The 22687-nt window shown below is 70.2% G+C and carries 24 protein-coding genes, 3 tRNA genes and 1 other RNA gene; 15 read left to right on the top strand and 13 right to left on the bottom strand.

Annotation, left to right across the window (positions count from 1 at the left end):
• Together glnA and AB0P29_RS12730 are read right to left on the bottom strand one after the other, a co-directional pair.
• Complete coding sequence (gene glnA / locus AB0P29_RS12735) at positions 1-1338, bottom strand: type I glutamate--ammonia ligase (protein ID WP_363380261.1); 1338 nt, start codon at positions 1336-1338, stop codon at positions 1-3.
• A gap of 78 nt (positions 1339-1416) precedes the next feature.
• The gene (locus AB0P29_RS12730) at positions 1417-1599 is read right to left on the bottom strand and encodes an SPOR domain-containing protein (RefSeq protein WP_253034582.1); all 183 of its coding nucleotides are present in this window, start codon (positions 1597-1599) and stop codon (positions 1417-1419) included.
• A 92-nt stretch (positions 1600-1691) separates the two neighbouring features.
• Between AB0P29_RS12730 and ppgK the strand changes: the two genes are divergently transcribed.
• Complete coding sequence (gene ppgK / locus AB0P29_RS12725) at positions 1692-2513, top strand: polyphosphate--glucose phosphotransferase (RefSeq protein ID WP_311861999.1); 822 nt, start codon at positions 1692-1694, stop codon at positions 2511-2513.
• A gap of 16 nt (positions 2514-2529) precedes the next feature.
• Here ppgK and rnpB read toward each other — a convergent pair.
• The 3 genes from rnpB to AB0P29_RS12710 form a co-directional block, all read right to left on the bottom strand.
• Positions 2530-2894: RNase P RNA component class A (gene rnpB / locus AB0P29_RS12720), an RNA gene on the bottom strand.
• Between the two features lie 31 nt (positions 2895-2925).
• The gene (locus AB0P29_RS12715) at positions 2926-4689 is read right to left on the bottom strand and encodes a bifunctional 3'-5' exonuclease/DNA polymerase (protein WP_363380376.1); all 1764 of its coding nucleotides are present in this window, start codon (positions 4687-4689) and stop codon (positions 2926-2928) included.
• Positions 4647-5378 carry a C4-type zinc ribbon domain-containing protein gene (locus AB0P29_RS12710; protein WP_217531803.1) on the bottom strand — a complete coding sequence of 244 codons (732 nt, stop codon included), beginning with the start codon at positions 5376-5378 and terminating at the stop codon, positions 4647-4649. Before AB0P29_RS12710 ends, AB0P29_RS12715 begins: the two co-directional genes overlap by 43 nt.
• Positions 5379-5484: 106 nt before the next feature.
• Between AB0P29_RS12710 and AB0P29_RS12705 the strand changes: the two genes are divergently transcribed.
• From AB0P29_RS12705 to AB0P29_RS12670, 8 genes are all read left to right on the top strand, one after another.
• Entirely contained in the window at positions 5485-6966 is a 1482-nt protein-coding gene (locus AB0P29_RS12705) for an amino acid permease (protein WP_363380257.1), read from the top strand.
• Positions 6967-7011: 45 nt separating this feature from the next.
• Positions 7012-7084 (top strand) — tRNA-Val (locus AB0P29_RS12700).
• Positions 7085-7249: 165 nt separating this feature from the next.
• The gene (gene aceE / locus AB0P29_RS12695) at positions 7250-9976 is read left to right on the top strand and encodes a pyruvate dehydrogenase (acetyl-transferring), homodimeric type (RefSeq protein ID WP_363380255.1); all 2727 of its coding nucleotides are present in this window, start codon (positions 7250-7252) and stop codon (positions 9974-9976) included.
• 8 nt (positions 9977-9984) lie between these two features.
• Positions 9985-11187: a helix-turn-helix domain-containing protein gene (locus AB0P29_RS12690; protein ID WP_363380252.1), complete on the top strand. Its 1203-nt coding sequence runs from the start codon at positions 9985-9987 to the stop codon at positions 11185-11187.
• Positions 11188-11272: 85 nt separating this feature from the next.
• Complete coding sequence (locus tag AB0P29_RS12685) at positions 11273-12190, top strand: ACP S-malonyltransferase (RefSeq protein ID WP_363380250.1); 918 nt, start codon at positions 11273-11275, stop codon at positions 12188-12190.
• Positions 12187-13188 carry a beta-ketoacyl-ACP synthase III gene (locus tag AB0P29_RS12680; RefSeq protein WP_311861993.1) on the top strand — a complete coding sequence of 334 codons (1002 nt, stop codon included), beginning with the start codon at positions 12187-12189 and terminating at the stop codon, positions 13186-13188. Before AB0P29_RS12685 ends, AB0P29_RS12680 begins: the two co-directional genes overlap by 4 nt.
• Positions 13189-13258: 70 nt before the next feature.
• Complete coding sequence (locus AB0P29_RS12675) at positions 13259-13507, top strand: acyl carrier protein (RefSeq protein ID WP_036308817.1); 249 nt, start codon at positions 13259-13261, stop codon at positions 13505-13507.
• A 50-nt stretch (positions 13508-13557) separates the two neighbouring features.
• On the top strand, positions 13558-14796 hold the full coding sequence (locus AB0P29_RS12670) for a beta-ketoacyl-[acyl-carrier-protein] synthase II (protein ID WP_363380247.1): 1239 nt from the start codon (positions 13558-13560) through the stop codon (positions 14794-14796).
• A gap of 170 nt (positions 14797-14966) precedes the next feature.
• On the opposite strand, the gene AB0P29_RS12665 is transcribed toward AB0P29_RS12670, so the two are convergent.
• Positions 14967-15470 (bottom strand): DUF3145 domain-containing protein, encoded by a 504-nt coding sequence (locus AB0P29_RS12665; protein WP_064002159.1) that lies wholly within the window; start codon positions 15468-15470, stop codon positions 14967-14969.
• Positions 15471-15670: 200 nt separating this feature from the next.
• Between AB0P29_RS12665 and AB0P29_RS12660 the strand changes: the two genes are divergently transcribed.
• The gene (locus AB0P29_RS12660; protein ID WP_217531807.1) at positions 15671-15859 is read left to right on the top strand and encodes a hypothetical protein; all 189 of its coding nucleotides are present in this window, start codon (positions 15671-15673) and stop codon (positions 15857-15859) included.
• Positions 15860-16001: 142 nt separating this feature from the next.
• Entirely contained in the window at positions 16002-16277 is a 276-nt protein-coding gene (locus tag AB0P29_RS12655; protein ID WP_363380244.1) for a hypothetical protein, read from the top strand.
• Here the strand turns inward: AB0P29_RS12655 and AB0P29_RS12650 are convergent.
• Together AB0P29_RS12650 and AB0P29_RS12645 are read right to left on the bottom strand one after the other, a co-directional pair.
• Positions 16275-16348, bottom strand: a tRNA-Ile gene (locus tag AB0P29_RS12650). The two genes, AB0P29_RS12655 and AB0P29_RS12650, sit on opposite strands and share 3 nt — an antisense overlap.
• A gap of 14 nt (positions 16349-16362) precedes the next feature.
• Positions 16363-17442, bottom strand: coding sequence for a DMT family transporter (locus AB0P29_RS12645; RefSeq protein WP_363380242.1), 1080 nt, complete (start codon positions 17440-17442; stop codon positions 16363-16365).
• Between the two features lie 41 nt (positions 17443-17483).
• Here AB0P29_RS12645 and def point away from each other — a divergent pair, with 41 nt between their 5' ends.
• The 3 genes from def (at position 17484) to AB0P29_RS12630 (ending at position 18821) form a co-directional block, all read left to right on the top strand.
• Positions 17484-18050 carry a peptide deformylase gene (def, locus tag AB0P29_RS12640; RefSeq protein ID WP_363380239.1) on the top strand — a complete coding sequence of 189 codons (567 nt, stop codon included), beginning with the start codon at positions 17484-17486 and terminating at the stop codon, positions 18048-18050.
• 14 nt (positions 18051-18064) lie between these two features.
• Positions 18065-18454 carry an ester cyclase gene (locus AB0P29_RS12635; RefSeq protein ID WP_253034743.1) on the top strand — a complete coding sequence of 130 codons (390 nt, stop codon included), beginning with the start codon at positions 18065-18067 and terminating at the stop codon, positions 18452-18454.
• Between the two features lie 100 nt (positions 18455-18554).
• Positions 18555-18821 carry a hypothetical protein gene (locus AB0P29_RS12630; RefSeq protein ID WP_311283661.1) on the top strand — a complete coding sequence of 89 codons (267 nt, stop codon included), beginning with the start codon at positions 18555-18557 and terminating at the stop codon, positions 18819-18821.
• A 2-nt stretch (positions 18822-18823) separates the two neighbouring features.
• On the opposite strand, the gene AB0P29_RS12625 is transcribed toward AB0P29_RS12630, so the two are convergent.
• Together AB0P29_RS12625 and AB0P29_RS12620 are read right to left on the bottom strand one after the other, a co-directional pair.
• Positions 18824-20023 carry a Coenzyme F420 hydrogenase/dehydrogenase, beta subunit C-terminal domain gene (locus tag AB0P29_RS12625; protein ID WP_363380236.1) on the bottom strand — a complete coding sequence of 400 codons (1200 nt, stop codon included), beginning with the start codon at positions 20021-20023 and terminating at the stop codon, positions 18824-18826.
• A gap of 108 nt (positions 20024-20131) precedes the next feature.
• The gene (locus tag AB0P29_RS12620) at positions 20132-20515 is read right to left on the bottom strand and encodes a DUF4406 domain-containing protein (RefSeq protein ID WP_363380234.1); all 384 of its coding nucleotides are present in this window, start codon (positions 20513-20515) and stop codon (positions 20132-20134) included.
• Positions 20516-20560: 45 nt separating this feature from the next.
• On the opposite strand from AB0P29_RS12620, the gene AB0P29_RS12615 reads away from it, so the two are divergent.
• Positions 20561-21304 carry a DeoR/GlpR family DNA-binding transcription regulator gene (locus tag AB0P29_RS12615; protein ID WP_363380231.1) on the top strand — a complete coding sequence of 248 codons (744 nt, stop codon included), beginning with the start codon at positions 20561-20563 and terminating at the stop codon, positions 21302-21304.
• Here AB0P29_RS12615 and AB0P29_RS12610 read toward each other — a convergent pair.
• From AB0P29_RS12610 to AB0P29_RS12600, 3 genes are all read right to left on the bottom strand, one after another.
• Positions 21288-21542, bottom strand: a complete 255-nt coding sequence (locus AB0P29_RS12610) for a hypothetical protein (protein ID WP_363380229.1) — start codon at positions 21540-21542, stop codon at positions 21288-21290. The two genes, AB0P29_RS12615 and AB0P29_RS12610, sit on opposite strands and share 17 nt — an antisense overlap.
• 122 nt (positions 21543-21664) lie before the next feature.
• A tRNA-Asn gene (locus AB0P29_RS12605) sits at positions 21665-21740 on the bottom strand.
• A 61-nt stretch (positions 21741-21801) separates the two neighbouring features.
• The gene (locus tag AB0P29_RS12600) at positions 21802-22569 is read right to left on the bottom strand and encodes an ATP-binding cassette domain-containing protein (protein WP_311283659.1); all 768 of its coding nucleotides are present in this window, start codon (positions 22567-22569) and stop codon (positions 21802-21804) included.
• Positions 22570-22687: the final 118 nt, after the last annotated feature.

Below are 22687 nucleotides of genomic sequence, written 5' to 3'. Positions count from 1 at the left end.
TCAGAGCATCTCGAGGTTCTTCTGCAGCTCGAACGGGGTGACCTGCGACCGGTACTCCTGCCACTCGCGGCGCTTGTTCAGCAGCACGTAGTTGAACACCTGCTCGCCGAGGGTCTCGGCGACGAGCTCGGACTCCTCCATGTACTCCAGGGCGTGGTCGAGGCTCGAGGGAAGCGGACCGTAGCCGAGGGCCCGGCGCTCGGCATCCGTCAACGACCACACGTTGTCCTCGGCCTCGGGCGGGAGCTCGTACTCCTCCTCGATGCCCTTGAGGCCGGCGGCGAGCATGAGCGCGTACGCGAGGTACGGGTTGGCGGCGGAGTCCAGCGCTCGGTACTCGACGCGCGTCGACTGGCCCTTGTTGGGCTTGTACATCGGCACGCGCACGAGCGCGGAGCGGTTGTTGTGGCCCCAGCAGACGAAGCTCGGCGCCTCGTCCCCGCCCCACAGACGCTTGTAGGAGTTCACGAACTGGTTCGTGACGGCCGAGATCTCGTTCGCGTGGCGCAGGAGGCCCGCGATGAACTGGCGGCCGGTCTTGGAGAGCTGGTACTGCGCGCCCTCCTCGTAGAACGCGTTCATGTCGCCCTCGAACAGGGACATGTGCGTGTGCATGCCGCTGCCCGGCTTGCCGCTGAGGGGCTTCGGCATGAACGTCGCGTAGACGCCCTGCTCGATCGCCACCTCCTTCACGACGGTGCGGAACGTCATGATGTTGTCGGCCGTCGCCAGCGCGTCGGCGTACCGGAGGTCGATCTCGTTCTGACCCGGCCCACCCTCGTGGTGGCTGAACTCGACGGAGATGCCGAGATCCTCGAGCATCCGCACCGAGCGGCGGCGGAAGTCGTGCGCCGTGCCGCCGGGGACGTTGTCGAAGTAGCCCGCCGAGTCGACGGGCTCGGGTCCCTCGGGACCGAAGGACGACGACTTGAGCAGGTAGAACTCGATCTCGGGGTGCGTGTAGAAGGTGAAGCCGGCGTCCGCCGCCTTGGCGAGGGCGCGCTTGAGCACGTTGCGCGGATCGGCGACCGCGGGCTGCCCGTCGGGGGTCGTGATGTCGCAGAACATGCGCGCCGTCGGGTCGATCTCGCCGCGCCAGGGCAGGGTCTGGAACGTGGACGGGTCCGGGTGGGCCAGCAGGTCGGACTCGTAGGAACGGGTCAGACCTTCGATCGCGGACCCGTCGAAGCCGAGTCCCTCCGCGAAGGCGCCCTCCACCTCGGCGGGGGCGATCGCGACCGACTTGAGGGTTCCGGTCACATCGGTGAACCACAACCGGATGAACTTGACCCCCCGTTCCTCGATCGTCCTCAGAACGAAGTCACGCTGCTTGTCCATCGCATCCTTCCCGGTGCCGAGCCGACTGCAAGACTATCGGTCCGCCACGGCGCCGCACTCACGCGACGCGGGCGCGCCTCAGTCGTCTTCGGCCGCGTCCTCCGCCGCCCACGCGCGGGAGCGTTCGCGCATGATCTCGGGAGCGCGCGCCGCCTCTTCGGCGGTGTCGAACGGGCCGGCCCGATCGACCGACGGCACCTCGTACCCCTGCTGCACCTCGCCCGTCTTCAGGTTGTACCAGTACTTGTCGGCGTCGCTCATGGGGTCCTCCTCGGCCTCGTGTGCTTCATCCTACGAAGGCGGCGCCCGGCATCCTACGATTCGCATCGCGCGGTCGCAGTAGGCTCGGAGGCATGACTGGGACCGCCACCACCGCCGTCGGCATCGACATCGGAGGGACGGGCATCAAGGGTGCCCTCGTCGACCTCTCGCAAGGAACGCTCCTCACCGACCGGATAAAGGTCCCGACGCCCAAGGGCGCCGAACCCGACGACGTGCTCACGGCCGTGCGCGAGGTGCTCGAGAAGCTCGAGGTCACCGACGCCGACGTCCCCCTGGGCGTCGCGTTCCCGGCGATCGTGAAGAACGGGCGCACCCTGTCCGCCGCGAACGTCGCCGACACGTGGATCGACTTCGAAGCCGAGGCGTTCTTCGAGAAGGGACTCGGCCGCCAGATCCACTTCGCCAATGACGCGGACGTCGCCGGCGTCGCCGAGATGCGCTACGGCGCCGCCAAGGACCGCGACGGCCTCGTCCTGCTGACGACCCTCGGCACCGGCATCGGCACCGCGATGATCTACAAGGGCGTCCTCGTTCCGAACACCGAGCTCGGGCACCTGCACCGTCCGGGTCACAAGAAGGACTTCGAGCACTTCGCCGCCTACTCGGCGATGGAGCGCGAGGAACTCGAATGGGATGCCTGGGCCGGCCGTCTGCAGCAGTACTACAGCCACCTCGAGTTCCTGTTCACGCCCGACCTGTTCGTCGTCGGCGGCGGCGTCTCGAAGCACGCCGACAAGTTCCTGCCGCTGCTCGATCTGAAGACCGAGATCGTCCCCGCCGTGCACCGCAACAACGCGGGCATCATCGGCGCGGCGGCGCTCGCTCTCGCGGGCGAGCGTGAGGACGTGCCGGCCGAGCAGGGCGGCGACCTGGCGGACACCACCGCGCGCTGACGCGTCGTCCGAGGGGCGAATGGGTCGGCCTGTACGCCGGGTTCTGTCCGGGGGTCCTCGCGGACCCCGTGGACGGTCATCTCTCTCGGCGACACGTTGCCGTGCCGCTCCAGCGGTCTACCCGGGGACTCAGCGGGCCGCGTCGGCATCCCCTGTCTGACCTTGCTCCGGGCGAGGTTTACCGTGCGGGTCGTGTCACCACGACCCCGGTGGTCTCTTACACCACCCTTTCACCCTTACCCCGGTCGGAACCGGGGCGGTCTGCTCTCTGTGGCACTGTCTCGCGGATCACTCCGGGTGGGTGTTACCCACCGCCCTGCCCTGTGGAGCCCGGACGTTCCTCGGTGCGCTCTCGCGCCACGCGACCGTCCAGCCGACCCATTCGCGGGGTCGAGTCTATCCGGCCGGCCGGTCACTCCTTCGCGGCGTCGACCCGCACCTGCAGGTCGAGGCGGAAGTCCAACGGGATGTCGCCGAAGAGCAGGCGCGTGGCCGCGTCGGCCGCGAGCGACACCGCCTCGGCCGCGAGCGCCGCGTGCGCGGCGGGCGTGTGGACGATGACCTCGTCGTGCAGGAAGAAGGCCAGGTGCGCCTGCCGTGCGTGGAGCGGACCCGACCGCGGCGCGGAATCCGCTTCGTCGACGAGCGGCAGTGCCGCGAGGCGAGCACGCAGGTCGCCCAGCCACGCGAGGGCCCATTCCGCCGCCGTCCCCTGCACGACGAAGTTGCGCGTGAAGCGCCCACGGTCGCGCGCGGCGCGGCGGGCGCGCGTCCTGTCCGCCTCGGTCGCCTCGGGGTCCCCCGCGCTCCCCTGCAGCGCTCGCCAGCCCGGCGACGGCGGCGGGCTGCTGCGCCCGAGCCACGTCGAGACGACACCGCCTTCTTCGCCGACTCGCGCGGCGTCGTCGACGAGCCCCATGGCGCGCGGGTAGGCGCGGCGGAGGGCCGGCACGAGTCGTCCGCTGTCCCCCGTCGTCGCGCCGTACATCGCGCCGAGCAGCGCGAACTTCGCCTCGGACCGGGTGCTCACGACGCCGCGCGAGACGATGCCCTCGTAGAGGTCCGTGTCCCTCGCGCTGTCGGCCAGGGCGGCATCCCGCGACATCGCGGCGAGCACCCGCGGTTCGAGCTGCGCCACGTCGGCGACCACGAGCGACCACCCGGGGTCGGCCCGCACCGCGGGGCGCAGCTGACGCGGCATCTGGAGTGCACCTCCCCCGGACGACGCCCACCGTCCCGTGACCACGCCGCCCGGCACGTACACCGGGCGGAACCGGCCGTCGGGTGCCCACTCGTCGCGCCAGGCCCACCCGTTCGCGGTGAACAGCCGCATGAGGCGCTTGTACTCGAGCAGCGGCGCGATCACCGGATGGTCGTACTCGCGCAGCTCCCACTTGCTGGTCGACGCCGCCGCGACCCCCACGCGGTGCAGCGCGCGCAGGAGCTTCGGCTGCGAGTCGAGGCTGACACCGGGGTCGCCGAGGAGCGCACGGACCTCGGCGCCGAGCGCCTCGATGCGCGCGGGCAGGCGTCCGGCGGCTTCCCGGGGCCCCAGCATCCCGGTCAGGATCCCGTCGTGCACCTCCGCGTCCCAGGGCACGCCCGCCGCGTGCATCTCGGTCGCGACGAGGGCACCGACCGACTCTGCGGCCACCAGCAGGCGCAACCCCGCCGCGCTTGCGGCGATCACCTCGCGCTGATGTTCGAACTCCGCCAGGGCCGAGTCCAGGTCGCGGGGCACCTCGCGCGTGCCCGGATCGATCTCGAAGAGCGCGCTCGGGCCGTCATCGGCGACGGATGCCGCGGCATCCCACTCCGTCGCAGAGCGCAGGCGGTCCGCTGCCACCGCACGGGCGCTGTCGCGCAGGATCACGTGCGCGAGGCGCAGGTCGTGACACCGCGCGACGCGGATGCCTCCCGCGAGGAGGGCCGGGTACCAGGCGGTCGTGTCGCTCCACACCCAGCGGGTGGTGCCCTCCGTTCGCTGCACCCGGTCGGCGAAGTCACGCCTGTCGAGACGCGTCATGACGCCGCGCGATCCGTCGGCGGCGACGGGGACCAGGGCGACACCGTCGCCGATGGCCCCCACCACGATCCAGGGGACGGCGTCCCCTGCGGAGGCGCCCGGGACGGTCAGAGCCCGGAGTCCTCGCCGCGGACGAGGATGCAACCGCACTCGGGACACGTGACGACGTCGTCCTCGGCCGCCGCGCGGACGGTGTTCAGGTCGGTCCCCGACAGCACCATGCGGCACCCGCCGCAGGTGCGGTGCTGCAGGAGACCGGCGCCGACGCCCCGCGCCGCGAGGCGGTCGTACATCGCGACCAGGTCGGCCGGCAGGCTCGCCGCGATCGCGGCGCGGTCACGCGTGGCGGCCTCGTGGCGGGCGGTCGCGTCGGCCACGACCTCCTTGGCCTCGGCGCTCAGGCGGGCACCCTCCTCATTGACCGAGGCGATGAGCGCCTCCTGGGCGGCGACCGCGGCCTCCGCCTCCTCGAGGCGCTCCATGACCTCGAGCTCGGCGTCCTCGAGGTCGGACTTGCGCTTGGCGAGCGAGGCGATCTCGTGCTCGAGCCCCTGCGCGTCCTTCGCGCTCGACGTCGACGCGAGCCGCTCGTTGTCGCGGGCGGTCCGGGCGTCGACGACGGCGACGTCGGACTGGATGCGGGCGAGCTCCGCCTTCGCGTCGTCACGGGCACCCAGTCGACGGGTGAGCTCGGCCGAGTGCGTCGCGCGCTCGGCGAGCAGCTCCTTCACGCGGGCGGCCTGCGCGGGGTTGCGGCGAGCGTGATCCGCCTGCTGCGCGGCGAGGTCCGCGTCGGCGAGATCGAGGAGGCGGCGCTGGTCGGCGAAGCTGGCTTTCACGCCCTCCAACCTACCCTCGGCCGACGGACCGCCGGGGCGTCGGCTACGAGCGGGATGCCGCAACGCACTAGCATGACGTGCCGGAATCGCGCGGGAGGAGGTCAGCATGAGCATGCTGCGCACCAAGACGGTCGAACAGTCGATCGCCGACACCGAGGAGCCGGAGTTCCGGCTCAAGAAGTCGCTGTCCGCGCTCGACCTCACCGTCTTCGGCGTCGGTGTCGTCATCGGCGCCGGCATCTTCACCCTGACCGGGCGCGCCGCGCACGAGGTCGCCGGGCCCGCGATCGTCATCAGCTTCGTCGTCGCGGCCATCGCGTGCGGCCTGGCCGCCATGTGCTACGCCGAGTTCGCCTCGACCGTCCCGGTGTCGGGATCGGCGTACACCTTCTCCTACGCCTCCCTCGGCGAGCTCTTCGCCTGGATCATCGGGTGGGACCTCATCCTCGAGATGTTCCTCGGAGCGAGCGTCGTGGCGCAGGGGTGGAGCGCCTACCTCGGGTCGCTGATGGAACAGCTCGGCGCACCGATCCCCGCGGCCATCGGCTACGGCGGGACCGTCGACGTGATGGCCGTGCTGCTCGTCGTCGTGCTGGGCGTGCTCATCACCCTCGGCATCCGGGAATCCCTGCGCGTCAACCTCGTCCTCGTCGCGGTCAAGCTCTTCATCGTCCTCTTCGTGATCATCGCCGGTCTCCTGTTCGTGAACCCCGCGAACTACTCCCCCTTCATCCCGGATGCCGCGCCACGCGAGACGGCGTCGGGACTCACGCAGCCCCTCCTGCAGTTCTTCTCCGGCATCGAGCCGACCGCCTTCGGCGTGGGCGGGATCTTCGCCGGCGCCGCGCTCGTCTTCTTCGCCTACATCGGGTTCGACGTCGTCGCCACGACGGCCGAGGAGACCAAGCGCCCGCAGCGCGACCTCCCGATCGGCATCATCGCCTCGCTCGTCATCTGCACGATCCTCTACGGGGCCGTCGCCCTCGTCGTCACCGGCATGGTGCCGTACCAGGACCTCGACCCGGCCGCCGCGCTCGCGAACGCCTTCGCCTTCCACGGCCAGACCTGGATGGCCACCGTCATCTCCGCCGGCGCCGTCGCCGGGCTCACGACGGTCGTCCTGACGCTCATGATCGGCGCAACCCGCATCATCTTCGCGATGTCGCGCGACGCGCTCCTGCCCCGCGGACTCGCGAAGGTGCACCCCCGCTTCCGGACCCCGTGGGTGATCTCGATCATCGTGACGGTCATCGTGGCCGTGGTCGCCGGGCTCACCCCCGTCGGCGTGCTGGAGGAGATGGTCAACATCGGCACGCTGTCGGCGTTCGTCCTCGTCTCCGTCGGGGTCATCGTGCTGCGCCGGCGTCGCCCCGACCTGCCGCGCGGGTTCCGCGTGCCGCTGAACCCGTGGCTTCCCGCCCTGTCGGCCGTCGTCTGCATCTACCTGATGCTGAACCTCACGGTCGAGACCTGGCTGCGCTTCCTCATCTGGCTCGCGCTCGGCTTCGTCATCTACTTCGCGTACTCGCGCCGGCACTCGCGGCTGGCGAAGGGCGGCGACCTGTACACCGCGCCCACCGCGCGGTGACGGCGCACCGGGTCTGCGGCTCCCGCCCGTAGACTCGGTCCGTCAGGGCCTTTAGCTCAGCTGGTAGAGCGCCACGTTTACACCGTGGATGTCGTCGGTTCGATCCCGGCAGGGCCCACTCCCGGCATCCGCCCTCCGCTGTCTCATCTCGCCGTCTCGAACGGCGAACGCCGCCGGGCGCAATGGGTAGGCTGAGGACAAGCGAGTTGTGCGCGGCGAACAAGCGCGCCCTCGCTCGAACCCCCCTTCCTGGCACGATCTGCCAGGCGACGAAAGGCCTCTTGTGACTGTCAACGATCAGGATCCGTACTCGCAGGGCCCGCAGGACAGCGACCCGGAAGAGACGTCGGAGTGGCAGGAATCCCTGCGCCAGCTCGTCGACGCCCGGGGCGCCGGCCGCGGCCGCGAGATCATGCTGAGCCTGCTGCAGAGCTCGCGCGAACTGCACCTGAATGTCCCGCAGGTCCCCACCACGGACTACATCAACACGATCCCGGCAGACAGCGAGCCCGAGTTCCCCGGTGACGAAGAGATCGAGCGTCGCTACCGCCGCTGGATCCGCTGGAACGCCGCGTTGACGGTGCACCGCGCTCAGCGTCCCGGCATCGGCGTCGGCGGTCACATCTCGACCTACGCCTCGTCGGCGGCTCTCTACGAAGTCGGTTTCAACCACTTCTTCCGCGGCCCCGACCACTCCAGCGGCGGCGACCAGGTCTTCTTCCAGGGCCACGCCTCCCCCGGCATGTACGCCCGCTCCTTCCTCGAGGGCGGGCTCACGAGCCAGCAGCTCGACGGCTTCCGCCAGGAGGCATCCGCTGCCCCCCACGGTCTGCCGTCGTACCCCCACCCGCGTCTCATGCCGGACTACTGGCAGTTCCCGACCGTGTCGATGGGTCTCGGTCCGATCAACGCCATCTACCAGGCGATGACGAACAAGTACCTCACCAACCGCGGGATCAAGGACCTCTCCGACTCGCACGTCTGGGCCTTCCTCGGCGACGGCGAGATGGACGAGGTCGAGAGCCGCGGTCAGCTGCAGGTCGCGGCGAACGAGGGCCTCGACAACCTCACCTTCGTCGTCAACTGCAACCTGCAGCGACTCGACGGCCCGGTGCGCGGCAACGGCAAGATCGTGCAGGAGCTCGAGAGCTTCTTCCGCGGCGCCGGCTGGAACGTCATCAAGGTCGTCTGGGGCCGCGAGTGGGACGACCTGCTCTCCCGCGACACCGACGGCGCCCTGCTGAACCTCATGAACAGCACTCCGGACGGCGACTTCCAGACGTACAAGGCCGAGAACGGCGCGTACGTCCGCGAGCACTTCTTCGGCCGCGACGAGCGCGCCGCCGCCCTCGTCAAGGACTACTCCGACGAGCAGATCTGGAACCTCAAGCGCGGCGGGCACGACTACCGCAAGGTCTTCGCGGCGTACAAGGCCGCCGTCGAGCACAAGGGCCAGCCCACCGTCATCCTCGCCAAGACGGTCAAGGGATACGGCCTCGGTCCGCACTTCGAGGGGCGCAACGCGACGCACCAGATGAAGAAGATGACCCTGGACGACCTCAAGCTCTTCCGCGACCAGATGCACATCCCGCTGACGGACGCGCAGCTGGAGGAGAACCCATACGAGCCGCCGTACTACCACCCGGGTGAGGGCGACGAGACCATCGAGTACATGGTCGAGCGCCGTCGCGCGCTGGGCGGCACGCTCCCGCAGCGTCGCAGCACGCACACCGCGATCAGCCTTCCCGACGACAGCGTCTACGCGCTGCCGAAGAAGGGCTCGGGCACGCAGGAGGTCGCCACCACGATGGCGTTCGTCCGCCTGCTCAAGGACCTGCTGCGCACGAAGGACTTCGGCCACCGCATCGTGCCGATCATCCCCGACGAGGCGCGCACGTTCGGCATGGACGCCTACTTCCCGACCGCGAAGATCTACAACCCGAACGGACAGAACTACACGTCCGTCGACCGCGAGCTGCTCCTGGCCTACAAGGAGAGCCCGCAGGGCCAGATCATGCACGTCGGCATCAACGAGGCCGGCGCCGTCGCCGCCTTCACGGGTGTCGGCACCTCCTACGCGACGCACGGCGAACCGCTCATCCCGGTCTATGTCTTCTACTCGATGTTCGGCTTCCAGCGCACGGGCGACGCCCAGTGGGCGGCGGGCGACCAGATGGCGCGCGGCTTCATCATCGGCGCCACCGCCGGACGGACCACGCTGACCGGTGAAGGCCTCCAGCACGCCGACGGCCACTCGCACCTGCTCGCCTCGACCAACCCGGCGACGGTCTCCTACGACCCGGCCTACGGCTACGAGATCGCGCACATCGTGCAGTCGGGTCTCGAGCGCATGTACGGCGGGGAGCACGAGGACCCGAACGTCATGTACTACATCACGGTCTACAACGAGCCGATCGTCCAGCCGAAGGAGCCGGAGGATGTCGACGTCGACGGCATCATCCGCGGCATCCACCGCGTCGCGACCGGGTCGGGAGAGGGCCACCGCGCCCAGATCCTCGCCTCCGGCGTGGGTCTGCCGTGGGCGCTCGAGGCGCAGGAGCTGCTGCAGAAGGACTGGGGTGTGAGCGCCGACGTCTGGTCGGTCACCAGCTGGACCGAACTGCGTCGTGACGGTCTGGCGGCGGACGAGCACAACTTCCTGCACCCGACCGAAGAGCCCAAGACGGCCTACGTCACCAAGAAGCTGAGCGACTCCGAGGGACCGATCGTCGCCGTCAGCGACTTCATGCACGCCGTGCAGGACCAGATCCGCCAGTGGATCCCCCGCCGGTACGCGACGCTCGGTGCCGACGGCTTCGGCTTCTCGGACACGCGCGCCGCGGCCCGTCGCCAGTTCAAGATCGACGGCCCGTCGATCGTCGTGCGCACGCTGCAGGCCCTGGCCGAGGACGGCGTCGTCGACCGCGGCCTGTCGGCTCAGGCGATCGAGAAGTACCGTCTGCACGACGTCAACGCCGGCACCTCCGGCAACGCGGGCGGCGAAGCCTGACCCGCGCGATGACCGAACGGCCGACCGCCCAGGAGAAGGCGGAGACACTGGCGTGGCTCCGTCGCATCTCGGGTGATCTCGCGAGCACCACACTGCGCAGGCTCGAAGAGTCCCTGCCGTGGTACGCCGAGATGCCCCCCGGGCGGCGGTCGGCCGTCGGTCTCGTCGCGCAGTCCGGCATCTCGTCCTTCATCGACTGGTACGACGACCCGAACTCGACGCCGTGGATCGCGGCCGACATCTTCGCCTCCGCTCCCCGCGAGCTGCTGCGGAGCATCAGCCTGACCCAGACGCTCCAGCTGATCCGCGTGACGGTGGAGACGACCGAGGAACGTGTCGCGGGGCGCGGCAACGGGCTGCGCGAGAGCATCCTGCTGTACTCGCGCGAGGTCGCCTTCGCCGCCGCGGACGTGTACGCCCGCGCGGCCGAGGCGCGCGGACTGTGGGATGCCCGCCTCGAGGCGCTCGTCGTCGACTCGATCCTGACGGGCGAGGCCGACGAGGAGCTGCCGAGCCGCATCGCGGCGCTCGGCTGGCACGGCCACGGCGAGGTCGCCGTCCTGGTGGGGACGACACCGCCTCAGCTGGACGTCGACCAGGTGCGCCGGACGGCCCGCAAGCTCGGCGTCGACGTCCTCATCGGCGTGCAGGGTTCGCGCCTGGTGCTCGTCATCGGGCGGGCCGACCAGACGGGCCGGGAGGATGCCGAGGAGCTCCCGTTCACCGAGATCGCGACACGTCTCGAACCGGGGTTCGGGAGCGGTCATCTCGTGCTGGGCCCGACGGCGCCCGCCCTGCTGGACGCCGGCATCAGCGCGCGTGCCGCCCTCGCGGGCTTCGCGGTGGCGAAGTCCTGGCGTCACGCGCCGCGGCCGGTCGACGCCGACGACCTGCTGCCCGAACGCGCCCTCGCCGGTGACCCCCTCGCGAAGGCTGCCCTCATCGAGAAGATCTACCGACCGCTGCAGGCGCACTCGACGGACCTCGTGACGACCCTCTGGAGCTACCTCGACAACGGTCGCTCCCTCGAAGCGACGGCCCGCGAGCTCTTCGTCCATCCCAACACGGTGCGCTACCGCCTGAAGCGGGTGTCGGACGTGATCGGGTGGGATGCCACCGGTCCCCGTGAGGCGCTCATCCTCCAGACGGCGCTGATCCTCGGCTCGATCGGCGCCGAGGTGACCCGCCGACGCCCGGCGCGCCGCGGCTGATCCTGTACGACACAGACAAACGATCCGCACTTTGTTGTGCGCCGACCGACAGCACGTCCGACCCGAACTTGCAAGGATGGAAACCGTGATCATCGCCGTCTTCCCGGGCCAGGGTTCGCAGACCCCCGGGTTCCTCACCCCGTGGCTCGACACCGAAGGCACCCGCGAGCTGCTCGAGCAGTACTCCGCGGTCGCCGAGGTCGACCTCGTCGCCGCCGGAACCGAGTGGGATGCCGACCGCATCCGCGACACCAAGGTCGCCCAGCCCCTCATCGTCGCCGCGAGCCTGCTCTCCTGGCGCGCGCTCGTCGCCGCCGGTCACCGGCCGGACGGCGTCGCCGGCCACTCCGTGGGCGAAATCGCGGCGCTCGTCGCCGGCGGCGTCCTCACCGAGGAGGACGGTATGCGCCTGGTGGGCATCCGCGGCCGCGCGATGGCCGAGGCCGCCGCGCTCGAGGAGACCGGCATGAGCGCCGTCGTCGGAGGAGACGAGGCCACGGTGCTCGGCCGCCTCGAGGAGCTCGACCTCACCCCCGCCAACTACAACGGCGGCGGTCAGATCGTCGCCGCCGGCGCGCTGCCCGCCCTCGCGGAGCTCGCCGCCGATGCCCCGCGCGGCAGCCGCGTCATCCCGCTGCAGGTCGCCGGAGCGTTCCACACGCGGTACATGGCGCCGGCCGTCGAGACGCTGCGGTCGGCTGCGGCCGTCGTCTCGGCATCCGACCCCTCCCTCACGCTCTGGAGCAACCGCGACGGCGGCACCGTCACCGACGGCCGCGCCGCGCTGGATCTGCTCGTCGCGCAGGTCGCGAACCCCGTCCGCTGGGATCTGTGCATGACTTCGTTCGCCGACAACGGCGTCACCGGGATCATCGAGCTCGCACCGGCGGGCACGCTCGTCGGACTCGCCAAACGCGGGCTGCGCGGCGTACCGTCTGTTGCGGTGAAGACGCCCGAGGACCTCGCCGCCGCGAACGCCCTCCTGACCGGAGAGAACGCATGACCCCCCAGCTGATCCAGCCGACCGGCGCCGCCCACACCCGCATCTACTCCTACGGTGCGGCGCGCGGTCAGAACGCCGTCCCCAACGAGGACCTGATCGAACCGATCGACTCCAGCGACGAGTGGATCCGTCAGCGCACCGGCATCATCACCCGCGTGAGGGCGGATGCCGACACCTCGGCGATCGATCTCGCCGCCGACGCCGCCGCCGAGGCGATCGAACGCTCCGGCATCCCGGCCGACAAGATCGACGCCGTCATCGTCGCGACGATCTCGAACCCGAAGCAGACGCCGTCGGTCTCGGCGATCGTCGCCGACCGCGTGGGCGCGAACCCGGCGGCCGCCTACGATCTCAACGCCGCCTGCGCCGGCTTCGCCTACGGGGTCGCCCAGGCCGATGCCCTCATCCGCGCCGGCGCCGCCCACTACGCGGTCGTCATCGGTACCGAGAAGCTCAGCGACGTCGTGGACCCCACCGACCGCTCCATCTCGTTCCTCCTGGGCGACGGTGCGGGCGCGGTCGTCGTCGGACCGAGTGAGACTCCGGGCATCGGTCCGACCATCTGGGGCTCGGACGGCTCGAAGGCGGATGCCGTGGGCATGAACCACACGCTGACCGAGTTCCGCGACGGCCTCGCCCCCTGGCCCACCCTCCGTCAGGAGGGCCCGACGGTGTTCCGCTGGGCCGTCTGGGAGATGGTCAAGGTCGCACGGCAGGCCATCGAAGCCGCCGGGATCACCCCCGACGACCTGGCCGCCTTCGTGCCGCACCAGGCCAACATGCGCATCATCGACGAGTTCGCCAAGCAGCTGAAGCTGCCCGAGTCCGTCGTGATCGGTCGAGACATCGAGACGACGGGCAACACCTCCGCGGCATCCATCCCGCTGGCGACGCACCGTCTGCTCGAAGAGCACCCCGAACTCAGCGGCGGCCTCGCCCTGCAGATCGGATTCGGAGCCGGACTCGTGTTCGGCGCCCAGGTCGTCGTCCTCCCGTGACGACGGCGCTCCCCCACCTAAACTGACTACCGGCCCGGCTGGGCCCGATTCCCACAGAAGGAGAAATCCCATGGCATTCACCAACGACGAGGTCCTCGCCGGCCTGGCCGAGCTCATCACCGACGAGACCGGAATCTCGTCCGACGAGGTCGCCCTCGAGAAGTCGTTCACCGACGACCTCGACATCGACTCGATCTCGATGATGACGATCGTCGTCAACGCCGAGGAGAAGTTCGGCGTCACCATCCCCGACGACGAGGTCAAGAACCTCAAGACCGTCGGCGACGCCGTCACCTACATCTCGTCCAACCAGGCCTGATCCGCGCGTCCGGTGGGGGTTCGCCCCCACCGGAGCAGCACGAGGGAACCATGAGCAACAAGCGAATCTTCGTCACCGGCATCGGTGCGACCTCCCCCATCGGCGGAACCGCCGGCGAGAGCTGGGACGCCCTCCTCGCCGGAGAGTCCGGCGCGCGCACCCTCGAGCACGAGTGGGTTGAGCAATACCAGCTGCCCGTCACGTTCGCCGCCGAGGCGAAGGTGCGCCCCGAGACGGTGCTGGAACGCCCCGTCGCCAAGCGACTCGACCCGTCGTCGCAGCTCGCGATGGTCGCCGCCAAGGAGGCCTGGGCGGACGCGGGTTCGCCCGAGGTCGACCCGGAGCGCCTCGGCGTCGAGTTCGCCACGGGCATCGGCGGCGTGTGGACGCTTCTCGATGCCTGGGACACCCTGCGCGAGAAGGGGCCGCGTCGCGTCATGCCGATGACGGTGCCTATGCTCATGCCCAACGCAGCAGCGGGCAACCTGTCGCTGCACTTCGGTGCCCGCGCCTACGCCCGCACCTTCGCGAGCGCCTGCGCGTCGAGCACCGAGTCGATCGTCAACGCCCTCGAGCACATGCGCGCGGGCCTCGCCGACGTCGTGATCGCCGGCGGTACCGAATCGGCGATCCACCCCATCACGATCTCGTCGTTCGCCTCGATGCAGGCGCTCTCGCGGCGCAACGACTCCCCGGAGACGGCATCCCGTCCCGGCAGCATCGACCGCGACGGCTTCGTCATGGGCGAGGGGGCGGCCGTACTGATCCTCGAGACCGAGGAGCACGCGAAGGCGCGCGGCGCCAAGATCTACGCCGAGCTCGTCGGCGGCGGCGTGACGGCGGATTCATACCACATCACCGCCAACGACCCCGAGGGCACCGGCGCCGCGCGCGCCGTCCGTCTCGCCCTGGAGATGGCGGATGCCGCGCCGGACGACGTGACCCACGTCAACGCGCACGCGACCTCCACCCCGGTCGGCGACCCGAACGAATACGTCGCACTGAAGTCCGTCTTCGGCGACCGTGTCGAGGAGATGCCGGTCTCGGCTACGAAGGCCTCCACGGGCCACCTGCTGGGCGGTACGGGCGCCCTCGAGGCGATGTTCACGGTGCTCGCCCTGCGCGACCGTGTCGCTCCGCCGACCATCAACATCACCGAACCCGACCCGGCTGTACCGTTCCGCCTGTCCGGCGACGCGGTGCCGCTCGGCGACGGTGACCAGCTGGCGATCAGCAACTCGTTCGGCTTCGGCGGTCACAACGCCGTCGTCGCGTTCCGCTCGGTCTGATCCGACACACGACAGACGCCCCCGGGAAGCCACCGGGGGCGTCTGTCGTTCTATCCAGGCGGGGCCGAGGCCGCCCCGGTCTCCGGGAAGCCGTCCGAAGCCGGTCGAAGCTCTCCTGCCCCGCCTGAAGACCTGTCCGATCGTGGAGTGTCCGCTCGGGACGGGTCGTCTCAGCCGACCTTGTGCAGCCAGACGACCGGCGCGTCGTCGCTGGCGTGACGGAACGGCTCGAGTTCGTCGTCCCAGGCGACGCCGAGCGCGACGTCGAGCTCTCGCTGGAGTTCGGTGATGTCGCCGGCCGCGATCTCCATGGCGTACCGCAGGCGGTCCTCGCCGATGACGACGTTGCCGGCCGAGTCCGTCTGGGCGTAGTGGATGCCGAGGCTCGGCGTGTGCAGCCACCGGCCGCCGTCGCTGCGCGGCGTCGGGTCCTCGCTCACCTCGTAACGCAGGTGCTCCCACCCGCGCATGGCGGTCGCGAGGGCGGCGCCGGTGCCGGCGGGTCCCTCCCAGTAGAACTCCGCGCGTCGGCTGCCGTCGAGGACGGGCTGGTCCGCCCACTCGAAGTTGACGGCGTGCCCGAGGGCACGCCCGGCCGCCCACTCGAGGTGGGGGCACAGCGCGCGTGGCGCGGAGTGGATGAAGATCACTCCGCGCGCCTGAGGTGTGGCCATCGATCTCTCCGTTTCGTTCAGGTACGTCTTCCCCTACGACCTGATGGAGAGTGCTGGCCGGATATCCGGTTGTGCCGCCATTATCGCCTACGTCGACGTCGAATCACAACCGTGTAACACTCACGGCTCCGGTCATCCGTCAACCCCGTAGGACGCTGCCCTGTGCAGAGGCACAGTGGCCGCTCGACGGAAGGAAGATCATGAGCGAGAACACCCCTCACCACCGTGACACCGACGACGCCCACGCCGACGACGCGCCGCCGACCGACGCCGCGAGCGACGAGGTCAAGGCCGACGCGGCCCGAGCCGGCGACGAGGTGTCGGACGGCGAGGTGTCGGACGGCGAGGACGACCCTTTCCCCCAGGGACCGTCGATCACGCACCCCTGATGGGGCGAGGATCCGCGGTCGTCGGCCGCGCATTCGCCCTCGTGTTCCTCGGCGTGCAGCGGGTGCGGCATCCACGCCCGATCCATCCCCGCGGATTGTGTACGGCACGCTCGTCCCGTACGAAAGCAATCAGGGCCGTGTGATGGTGCGTGCCCGCTCTCTCGGGCCGCGTCTGCCCGCACGGCTGGGCGAGCTGCACCGCACGCTGCGTCGGACGGCGTGGTGGGTGGAGCTCTCGCATGCGACACCCGCGGGGCCGTGGCATCCGTTCGCCCTGGTCGACCTGCGGACAGCCGACAGTCCGGACGCGATGAGGGCGGATGCCGGTCGTCGCCTCATCCCCGGCGCGCGGATGCCCGCGTGGTTAGAGGCGCTGCGTCAGCCGTCCTACGACGCCGTGCAACGCGGTGATCGGTAGGGCGGGTGGGACTTGAACCCACGATCGTCGGGTTATGAGCCCGCTGCCTTGACCAGCTTGGCCACCGCCCCCTGTGAGGACGAGCCTATCGTTTCGGTCGTTCCTCGTCCTTGACGGGCGGATCCGGCCACACCTTCGCGACGGTCTCGGTGATCCGGATCGATCCCGTCGTGGGCTTCTTGCCGTCGGTGAACTCGGTGCTGCCGCGGAAGATCGGGATCTCCTGGCTGTCGCTGATCACCTGCGGGTGGTGCCGGGCGAGCTGGAAGACGCCGACGATCGCGAGCGCGCCCGCCACGGTGAACCCGATGTACGCCCAGAACGGGGCACCGCTCGCCTCGTCGAGGACGGCGAGGCCGATGACGATCGCGACGATCGGGTCGATCACCGTGAGTCCGGCGATGACGAGGTCCGGCGGGCCCGACGAGTACGCCGTCTGGACGAAGTAGGCGCCCATCGCCGTTCCGGCGAGCAGCGCGACGATGCACAGGACCGTCAGCCACTCGAAGTCGCCGTTGGCGATGCGGTTGATGACGACCTTCGCGAGGGTCGCGACGAAGCCATAGACGATGCCGGCCGCGACGATGTAGAAAAGGGCCCGCATCCGCTTGCGGAGGGTCACCCACAGGACGCCCAGCACGACGACGACGCCAAGGAGGATCCAGAGGACCGTCAGCAGCTGCGGGTCGCTGATCGGGCGCTCGGTCGCGTACAGCGCGGCGACCGTCACGAAGATGAAGATGCCGCCGACGCACAGGGCGATCGAGGTGATCGAGCGTCGCGTCGGCTTGTGTCCGCTGACCCGCGCGTTGAGCAGCGTGGTGATGACGAGCGAGATCGCGCCGATCGGCTGTACGAGGATCAGCGGCGCGAAGGACAGCGCCGCGAGCTGGCAGAGGATCGCGAGGCCCAGCATGACGGTCCCGAGGACCCACGACGGACGGCGCAGCAACCGCAGAAGCTGACCGCCGGTCAGGCCGGAGACACCCGCCTGCGCGGTGAGCTGCTCGACCTTCTGCACGCCGCGGTGCTGATACTGCGCACCGAACGACATGAACACCGCGCCGATGATCGCGAGCGGGATGCCGATGAGGATCGCCGGGTTGCCGAAGACGCCGACGAGCTCGTCGGTGAGGTCGTCGATCGGCGTCCCGGGGAGAATCACGCCTCGACGATACCGGGCGCGAGCCTCGTTAGGCTTCTGACGTGGCCGTACTTCCGATTCGCATCATGGGCGATCCTGTCCTCCATTCCGTCGCCGCTCCCGTCGACGAGGTGACCGACGACATCCGCGCGCTCGTCGCCGACATGTTCGAGACGATGGACACGGCACCGGGTGTCGGCCTCGCCGCCCCGCAGGTCGGCGTCGGGCTCCGTATCTACACGTACTCGTATCAGGACGACGACGGGCAGCCGTGGCGGGGTGTCCTCATCAACCCGGAACTCTGGATGACGCCACCCGAGCCCGGCTCCCCCGACCCCGACGACGAGTCCGAAGGGTGCCTGTCCTTCCCGGGCGAGCGGTTCGCTCTGCGCCGGGCCGACGCGGTCCTGGTGACGGGCACGGACCTCGACGGGGCTCCGGTCGAGATCCGCGTCGAGGGCTGGCGCGCCCGCATCATGCAGCACGAGTTCGACCACCTCAACGGCATCCTCTACATCGACCGCCTGTCGGACTCCGACTGGAAGACCACCCAGAAGATCGCCCGCAAGCGCGGCTGGGGCAAGCCCGGACAGAGCTGGATGCCGGGCATCGACGACCTCGACGCTTGAACGACCGTCCCGCCATGGAACCGTGGGAGCTGCACGGGTGGTTCGACGACTTCGTCGACACCTGCAACCGGCACGATCTGGCGGCGATCCGGGATCTTCTCGATCCGGGTGTCCGGCGCGCCCACCTGCCCGCAGGAGCGGACGCCTGGATCGATGACCTGGCCGATCTGTTCCACGGCTTCCCGGACTGGCGGTGGAAGACGATCCAGGTGGTCGCCGAGGACGATCGGATCGCCGCGCACCTGCGCGCCGGCGGAACGCACACCGGGGTGTGGCGCGGCATCCCGCCGACGCGTCGGCACGTGAACGTCGCCGAGTTCCTGTTCCTGCGCATCACGGCGGGACGCGTGGTGGCCGTGACCGGATCGGGCGACGAGGCCGTACAGGCCCACCTCACCGGCTGACACCGATGTCCGCCGCTCTGCGTACGATCGCGGAGTCGGCCGGAGAGAGGGATGCCGGTTGGGTGCGAACAGGCGGTACGCGGCGAGCGTCGATGCGCGGATGGACGACCGCATCCTGCAGCGGGTGGCGTCGCGCGGCATCCTGCAGTCCCTCACGAACGAGGAGCTGGAGCTCGACCGCAGGCCCGTGACGACCGATCCGCGCCCCGCCCGTGTGCAGGCGTGGGTGCGCTTCGGCGCCGAGCCGGTGCTCGTCGATGCGGATCTGTGCATGTGGACCGACCGGGCCGCGGCGATCCGATTCCGGGTCGGCGATCAGGAGCGCCGGTGCTGGGTGTGGTCGGGCGCTGTGCTCCGCGACGGGTGAGGTCAGGCTCGGCGTGAGCGCCGGGCCCGACTCCACGTTCCGCGCGCAGCGCGTATGTTCCGCTGCGGGTTTTTCAGCGCCAGGACGAGCGCTCCGTATCCGCGGAATCGCGGGACACGGAAGCCCGCGAGCAGGCGCCCGAGCGATCGTCCGAGCTGCACCGCGCGGCGCTCGGACTGCAGCGGCTGCACGCGTGCGACGTCGTCGAGGTCGATCGGCGCGAGCGCCAGGACTTTCGCCGCGACGGCGCGCTCGATCAACGCAGCACCTCGACGGGTGCGCGCGATCACCACCGACGACCCCTCACCCTCGTCGAAGGTCGGGAACCCCCGCTCGTCCGTCGCCCAGAAGTCACCCACCGCGATGTCGGCGTGCTCACCCGTGCCGTCGGGACAGATCTTGCAGCGGGACTGCAGCTGCCGACCGAGGTGGTGACCCCAAGACTCGTTGTAATCCTGGGACCCGCTGGCGGCACCGGTGAAGACGAACCGACCCGGCCACCCGTCCCCCCGGTATCGCAGCGAAGTGAGTTGCTCGGGGTCACCGCCGAGCTTCTGGACGAGACCGTCGGTCGCGTGCTGACTCGGAGTGCCGGCGCAGAAGAACGAGAGCAGGATCGGGTCCTCCCCGGAGGTGGCGTCGAGGTACTGGCGAAGACCGGCGAGCTCGCAGGGCTTACCGACCATCCCGCCGCCGTTCCACGCGGAGGGCACGCTGACGGGCGCGTATCGCGAGCCCGCAGCCGCCAGCGCTTCCTCCCGGGAGGTGATCGTGACGGGCACCGTCCGCTTCGGACGCGAGGCGTCCTGCGCGGCACCGGTGACGATCGCAGCCTCTCCGACGTCGAGGAGAAAGGCGGTCAACGCCGTCAGCACGCCCCCGCTGCTTCCCGCTCGTCTGACAGAGTCGTCCACCGCGTGCCCTTCCCACGCAGCGACCACGCGACCGAACAGCCAGTGCGTCGATCCTTCCGAGTCGGGTGCGCGCAGTCGGACGCCGGGGCAGGATGCCTGGAAGGTGCGCGCCTGCGCCGCGTCATCGTCGCCGCCGCGCGGTGCCACGGTGGGTCGCATGAATCCGTCGGCGGACAGTCCCATCGTGACCCGGTCGGACACCAGCGCACAGACACCGCAGCCCGTGCAGTTGTCGTTGCGGACGACCGCGTCGACGGCACCGGCCAGAAGATCCCTGTTCGCGCGCACGCGATCCCCGTTCGCTCCCGTCAGCCCTGCTCCTCAGAGCCCCCAGAGGACTGACGTCCTGATCTGTCTACCAGAAACATCGTGAGTACGCCGCTCGGAAGGCTGTCGTCAGGTCGCGACGGCGACGCCCGGCACCTCGGTGAGGGAGGTGTACACCGGGAGGCCGCGCTCCCGCGCGACCGCCACGACCTGGTCTGCGCCTCGGGACTCGCCCGGAAGGCGCAGCCCGGCGTCGCAGTGCTGCAGCAGTCGCTCGGCCGTCGGGTACACGACCTGCGCGGCCAGGGGGTCGTGCGGACCCTCGGCGCCGGCGCTGCGCAGAACGGGCAACGCCACCCACTCCCCGATCATCGGGATGTGGCCGGCTCGGAATATCGGCCAGGCGGCCTGCTCGAGATTGCCCCGCATGAGGTCGGGGTCCCCGTTCGTACCCGAGGCGTACGGGCCGGCGATGAGGATCAGGAGGGGGCGAGGTGCGTCGGAGGGGGTCATGTCGATGGAACACGCACAAACATGCACAACCGTGAAGGATCGCGAATGCTCGCCGCCACCCGCAAACAGTTGCTGCTCGACCGACTCCGCTCGGACGGCCGCATCGTCGCGAAGGAGCTCGCCGCGGAACTGGGGCTCTCCGAGGACAGCATCCGCCGCGATCTTCGCGAACTGGATGCCGCCGGGCTGGCCGTCCGGGTGTACGGCGGCGCCCTTCCCGCATCCCCCGCCGTCGCGAACTACGGGGTGCGCGAAACCGTCGCGACCGACAGCAAGACACGCGTCGCGCGGCGCGCGGCCCAGCTGATCGAACCGGGCAGCACCGTCATCCTCGACGGCGGGACGACCGTGCGCGCGCTCGACCCCGGTCGCGAGTGCACGATCATCACCCACAGCCCCACCGTGGCGGCCGCGCTGCTGCACCACACCGCCGAGGTCATCATCCTCGGGGGCCGCCTGTTCAAGCACTCGGCCGTCGCCTCGGGCGCCGCCGCAGTGGAGGCGGCGATGACCGTTTCCGCGGACCGGTTCCTGCTCGGTGTCACGGGTGTCCACGAGGACGCGGGCCTCACCACCGACGACGCCGACGAGGCCGCGATGAAGCGCACGCTCGCGAGCCGCGCGGCGGAGACCTTCGTCCTCGGGACTGCGGAGAAGATCGGGGCCGCGTCGCGATATCGCGTTCTGACGTGGGATGCGGTCGACGGGGTGATCGTCGACGCGGAGGACGCCGCCGGCGCCACGACGCTGTCCGCTCTCGAACGGCGCGACGTCAGCGTCCTGCGCTGAGGGTCAGCGCCGGCGCGGGCGCGACTGCCGGCGGAACCGGGCTTCGCGCGACGCGACCTGGACGCCGAGCCCGGTGATGCCCGCGACGAGCGCACCGAAGGGCGAAGAAGGCGACGTCCTGGCCGCCGCCGTACTGGAACGCGGCCCAGACCAGAAGGAGGACGGAGGCGGCGAGGACGATCACGCCCGCGCGCTCGCCCCAGCTCCACACCTTCCAGCCTCCGACGACGGCGTTCACGGCTCCAGGATGAGGCCGCTGTGGGCCCCGCGTAAGGAAATTTCTCGGAAGTGCGGACGCCGCGCCCCGGCATCCGTGCCGCGAAAGCGAAAACCCCCGGCGGGACCGGGGGTTTCGTTCAATGGCTCCCCGGCTTGGACTCGAACCAAGAACCTATCGGTTAACAGCCGATTGCTCTGCCAATTGAGCTACCGAGGATCAGTCACCCGCCACCGGGCAACCACACAATCGTAGCAAAGCCCGAGGGGTGCTCGTGACATCAGCCGCCGATGCGTGTCGCTTCGTCGGGGGTCCAGAGCACGTCGTCCAGGGTGGGGCCGACACCGATCGGGTGGCCGGCGCGCAGGACGAGGACCTGGGCCTCGAGGTCGGCCACGAGCTCGCGCTCGTTCGTGACGACGAGCAGAGCCATCCCGTCGTCGACACGTCGCCGGAGAGCGTCGAGGACGGCGGGCCGGACGTCGACGTCGAGGTTCGCATAGGGCTCGTCCGCGATGAGGACCGTGGGATCGAGCACGAGGCTGCGCGCGATTGCGACGCGTTGACGCATGCCGGAGCTCAGCTCGTAGGGGTACTTCTCCGACGCCCCGATGGGGAGCTGCAACTCGTCGAGCAGCGCGGCGACCCGCAGCGCGAGGGCGCGCTCGTTGACCTTGCGATCACGGGCTGTGATCGGTTCCGCGACGATCTCCGAGATGGTGAGCCGCGCCGGAAGATCCGAGTTCGCGCCTTGACGCAGGTGCCCGGTGCGATAGGTCAGGACCCGCCGGGCGCGACCCCGTGCACGAAGGGAGATGCCGGCGACCTCCCCGACCCCGCCGACGATGCGCAGGTCGCGGTGGTCCGCCCCCGCGAGACACGAGGCGAGACTCGACTTGCCGGAACCCGTCGCGCCCATCACCGCGACGACCTCGCCCGGCGCGACCCGCAGAGACACGCCGTCGACGACACGCGTGTCTGCGGAGACACGAGCGATCGACAGGTCGGAGCAGTAGATGGCGGCATCCGGTTCGGTCACTCGAGGCATGCGTTCCATCCTCATCCGTCGGGGACGCGGGCGCCAGTCCGGGCCGGTGCGGAAATTGCGGCGGGTCCGGTGCGTTGTTCGGGGCGCGCGGTGTCGTGGCACGTCGCGGGCGCCGTCG

The organism is Microbacterium sp. NPDC080220 (genome assembly GCF_040686395.1).
Classification (GTDB): Bacteria; Actinomycetota; Actinomycetes; order Actinomycetales; family Microbacteriaceae; genus Microbacterium; species Microbacterium gawkjiense.
This window is presented reverse-complemented; position numbering and strand designations above follow the sequence as displayed.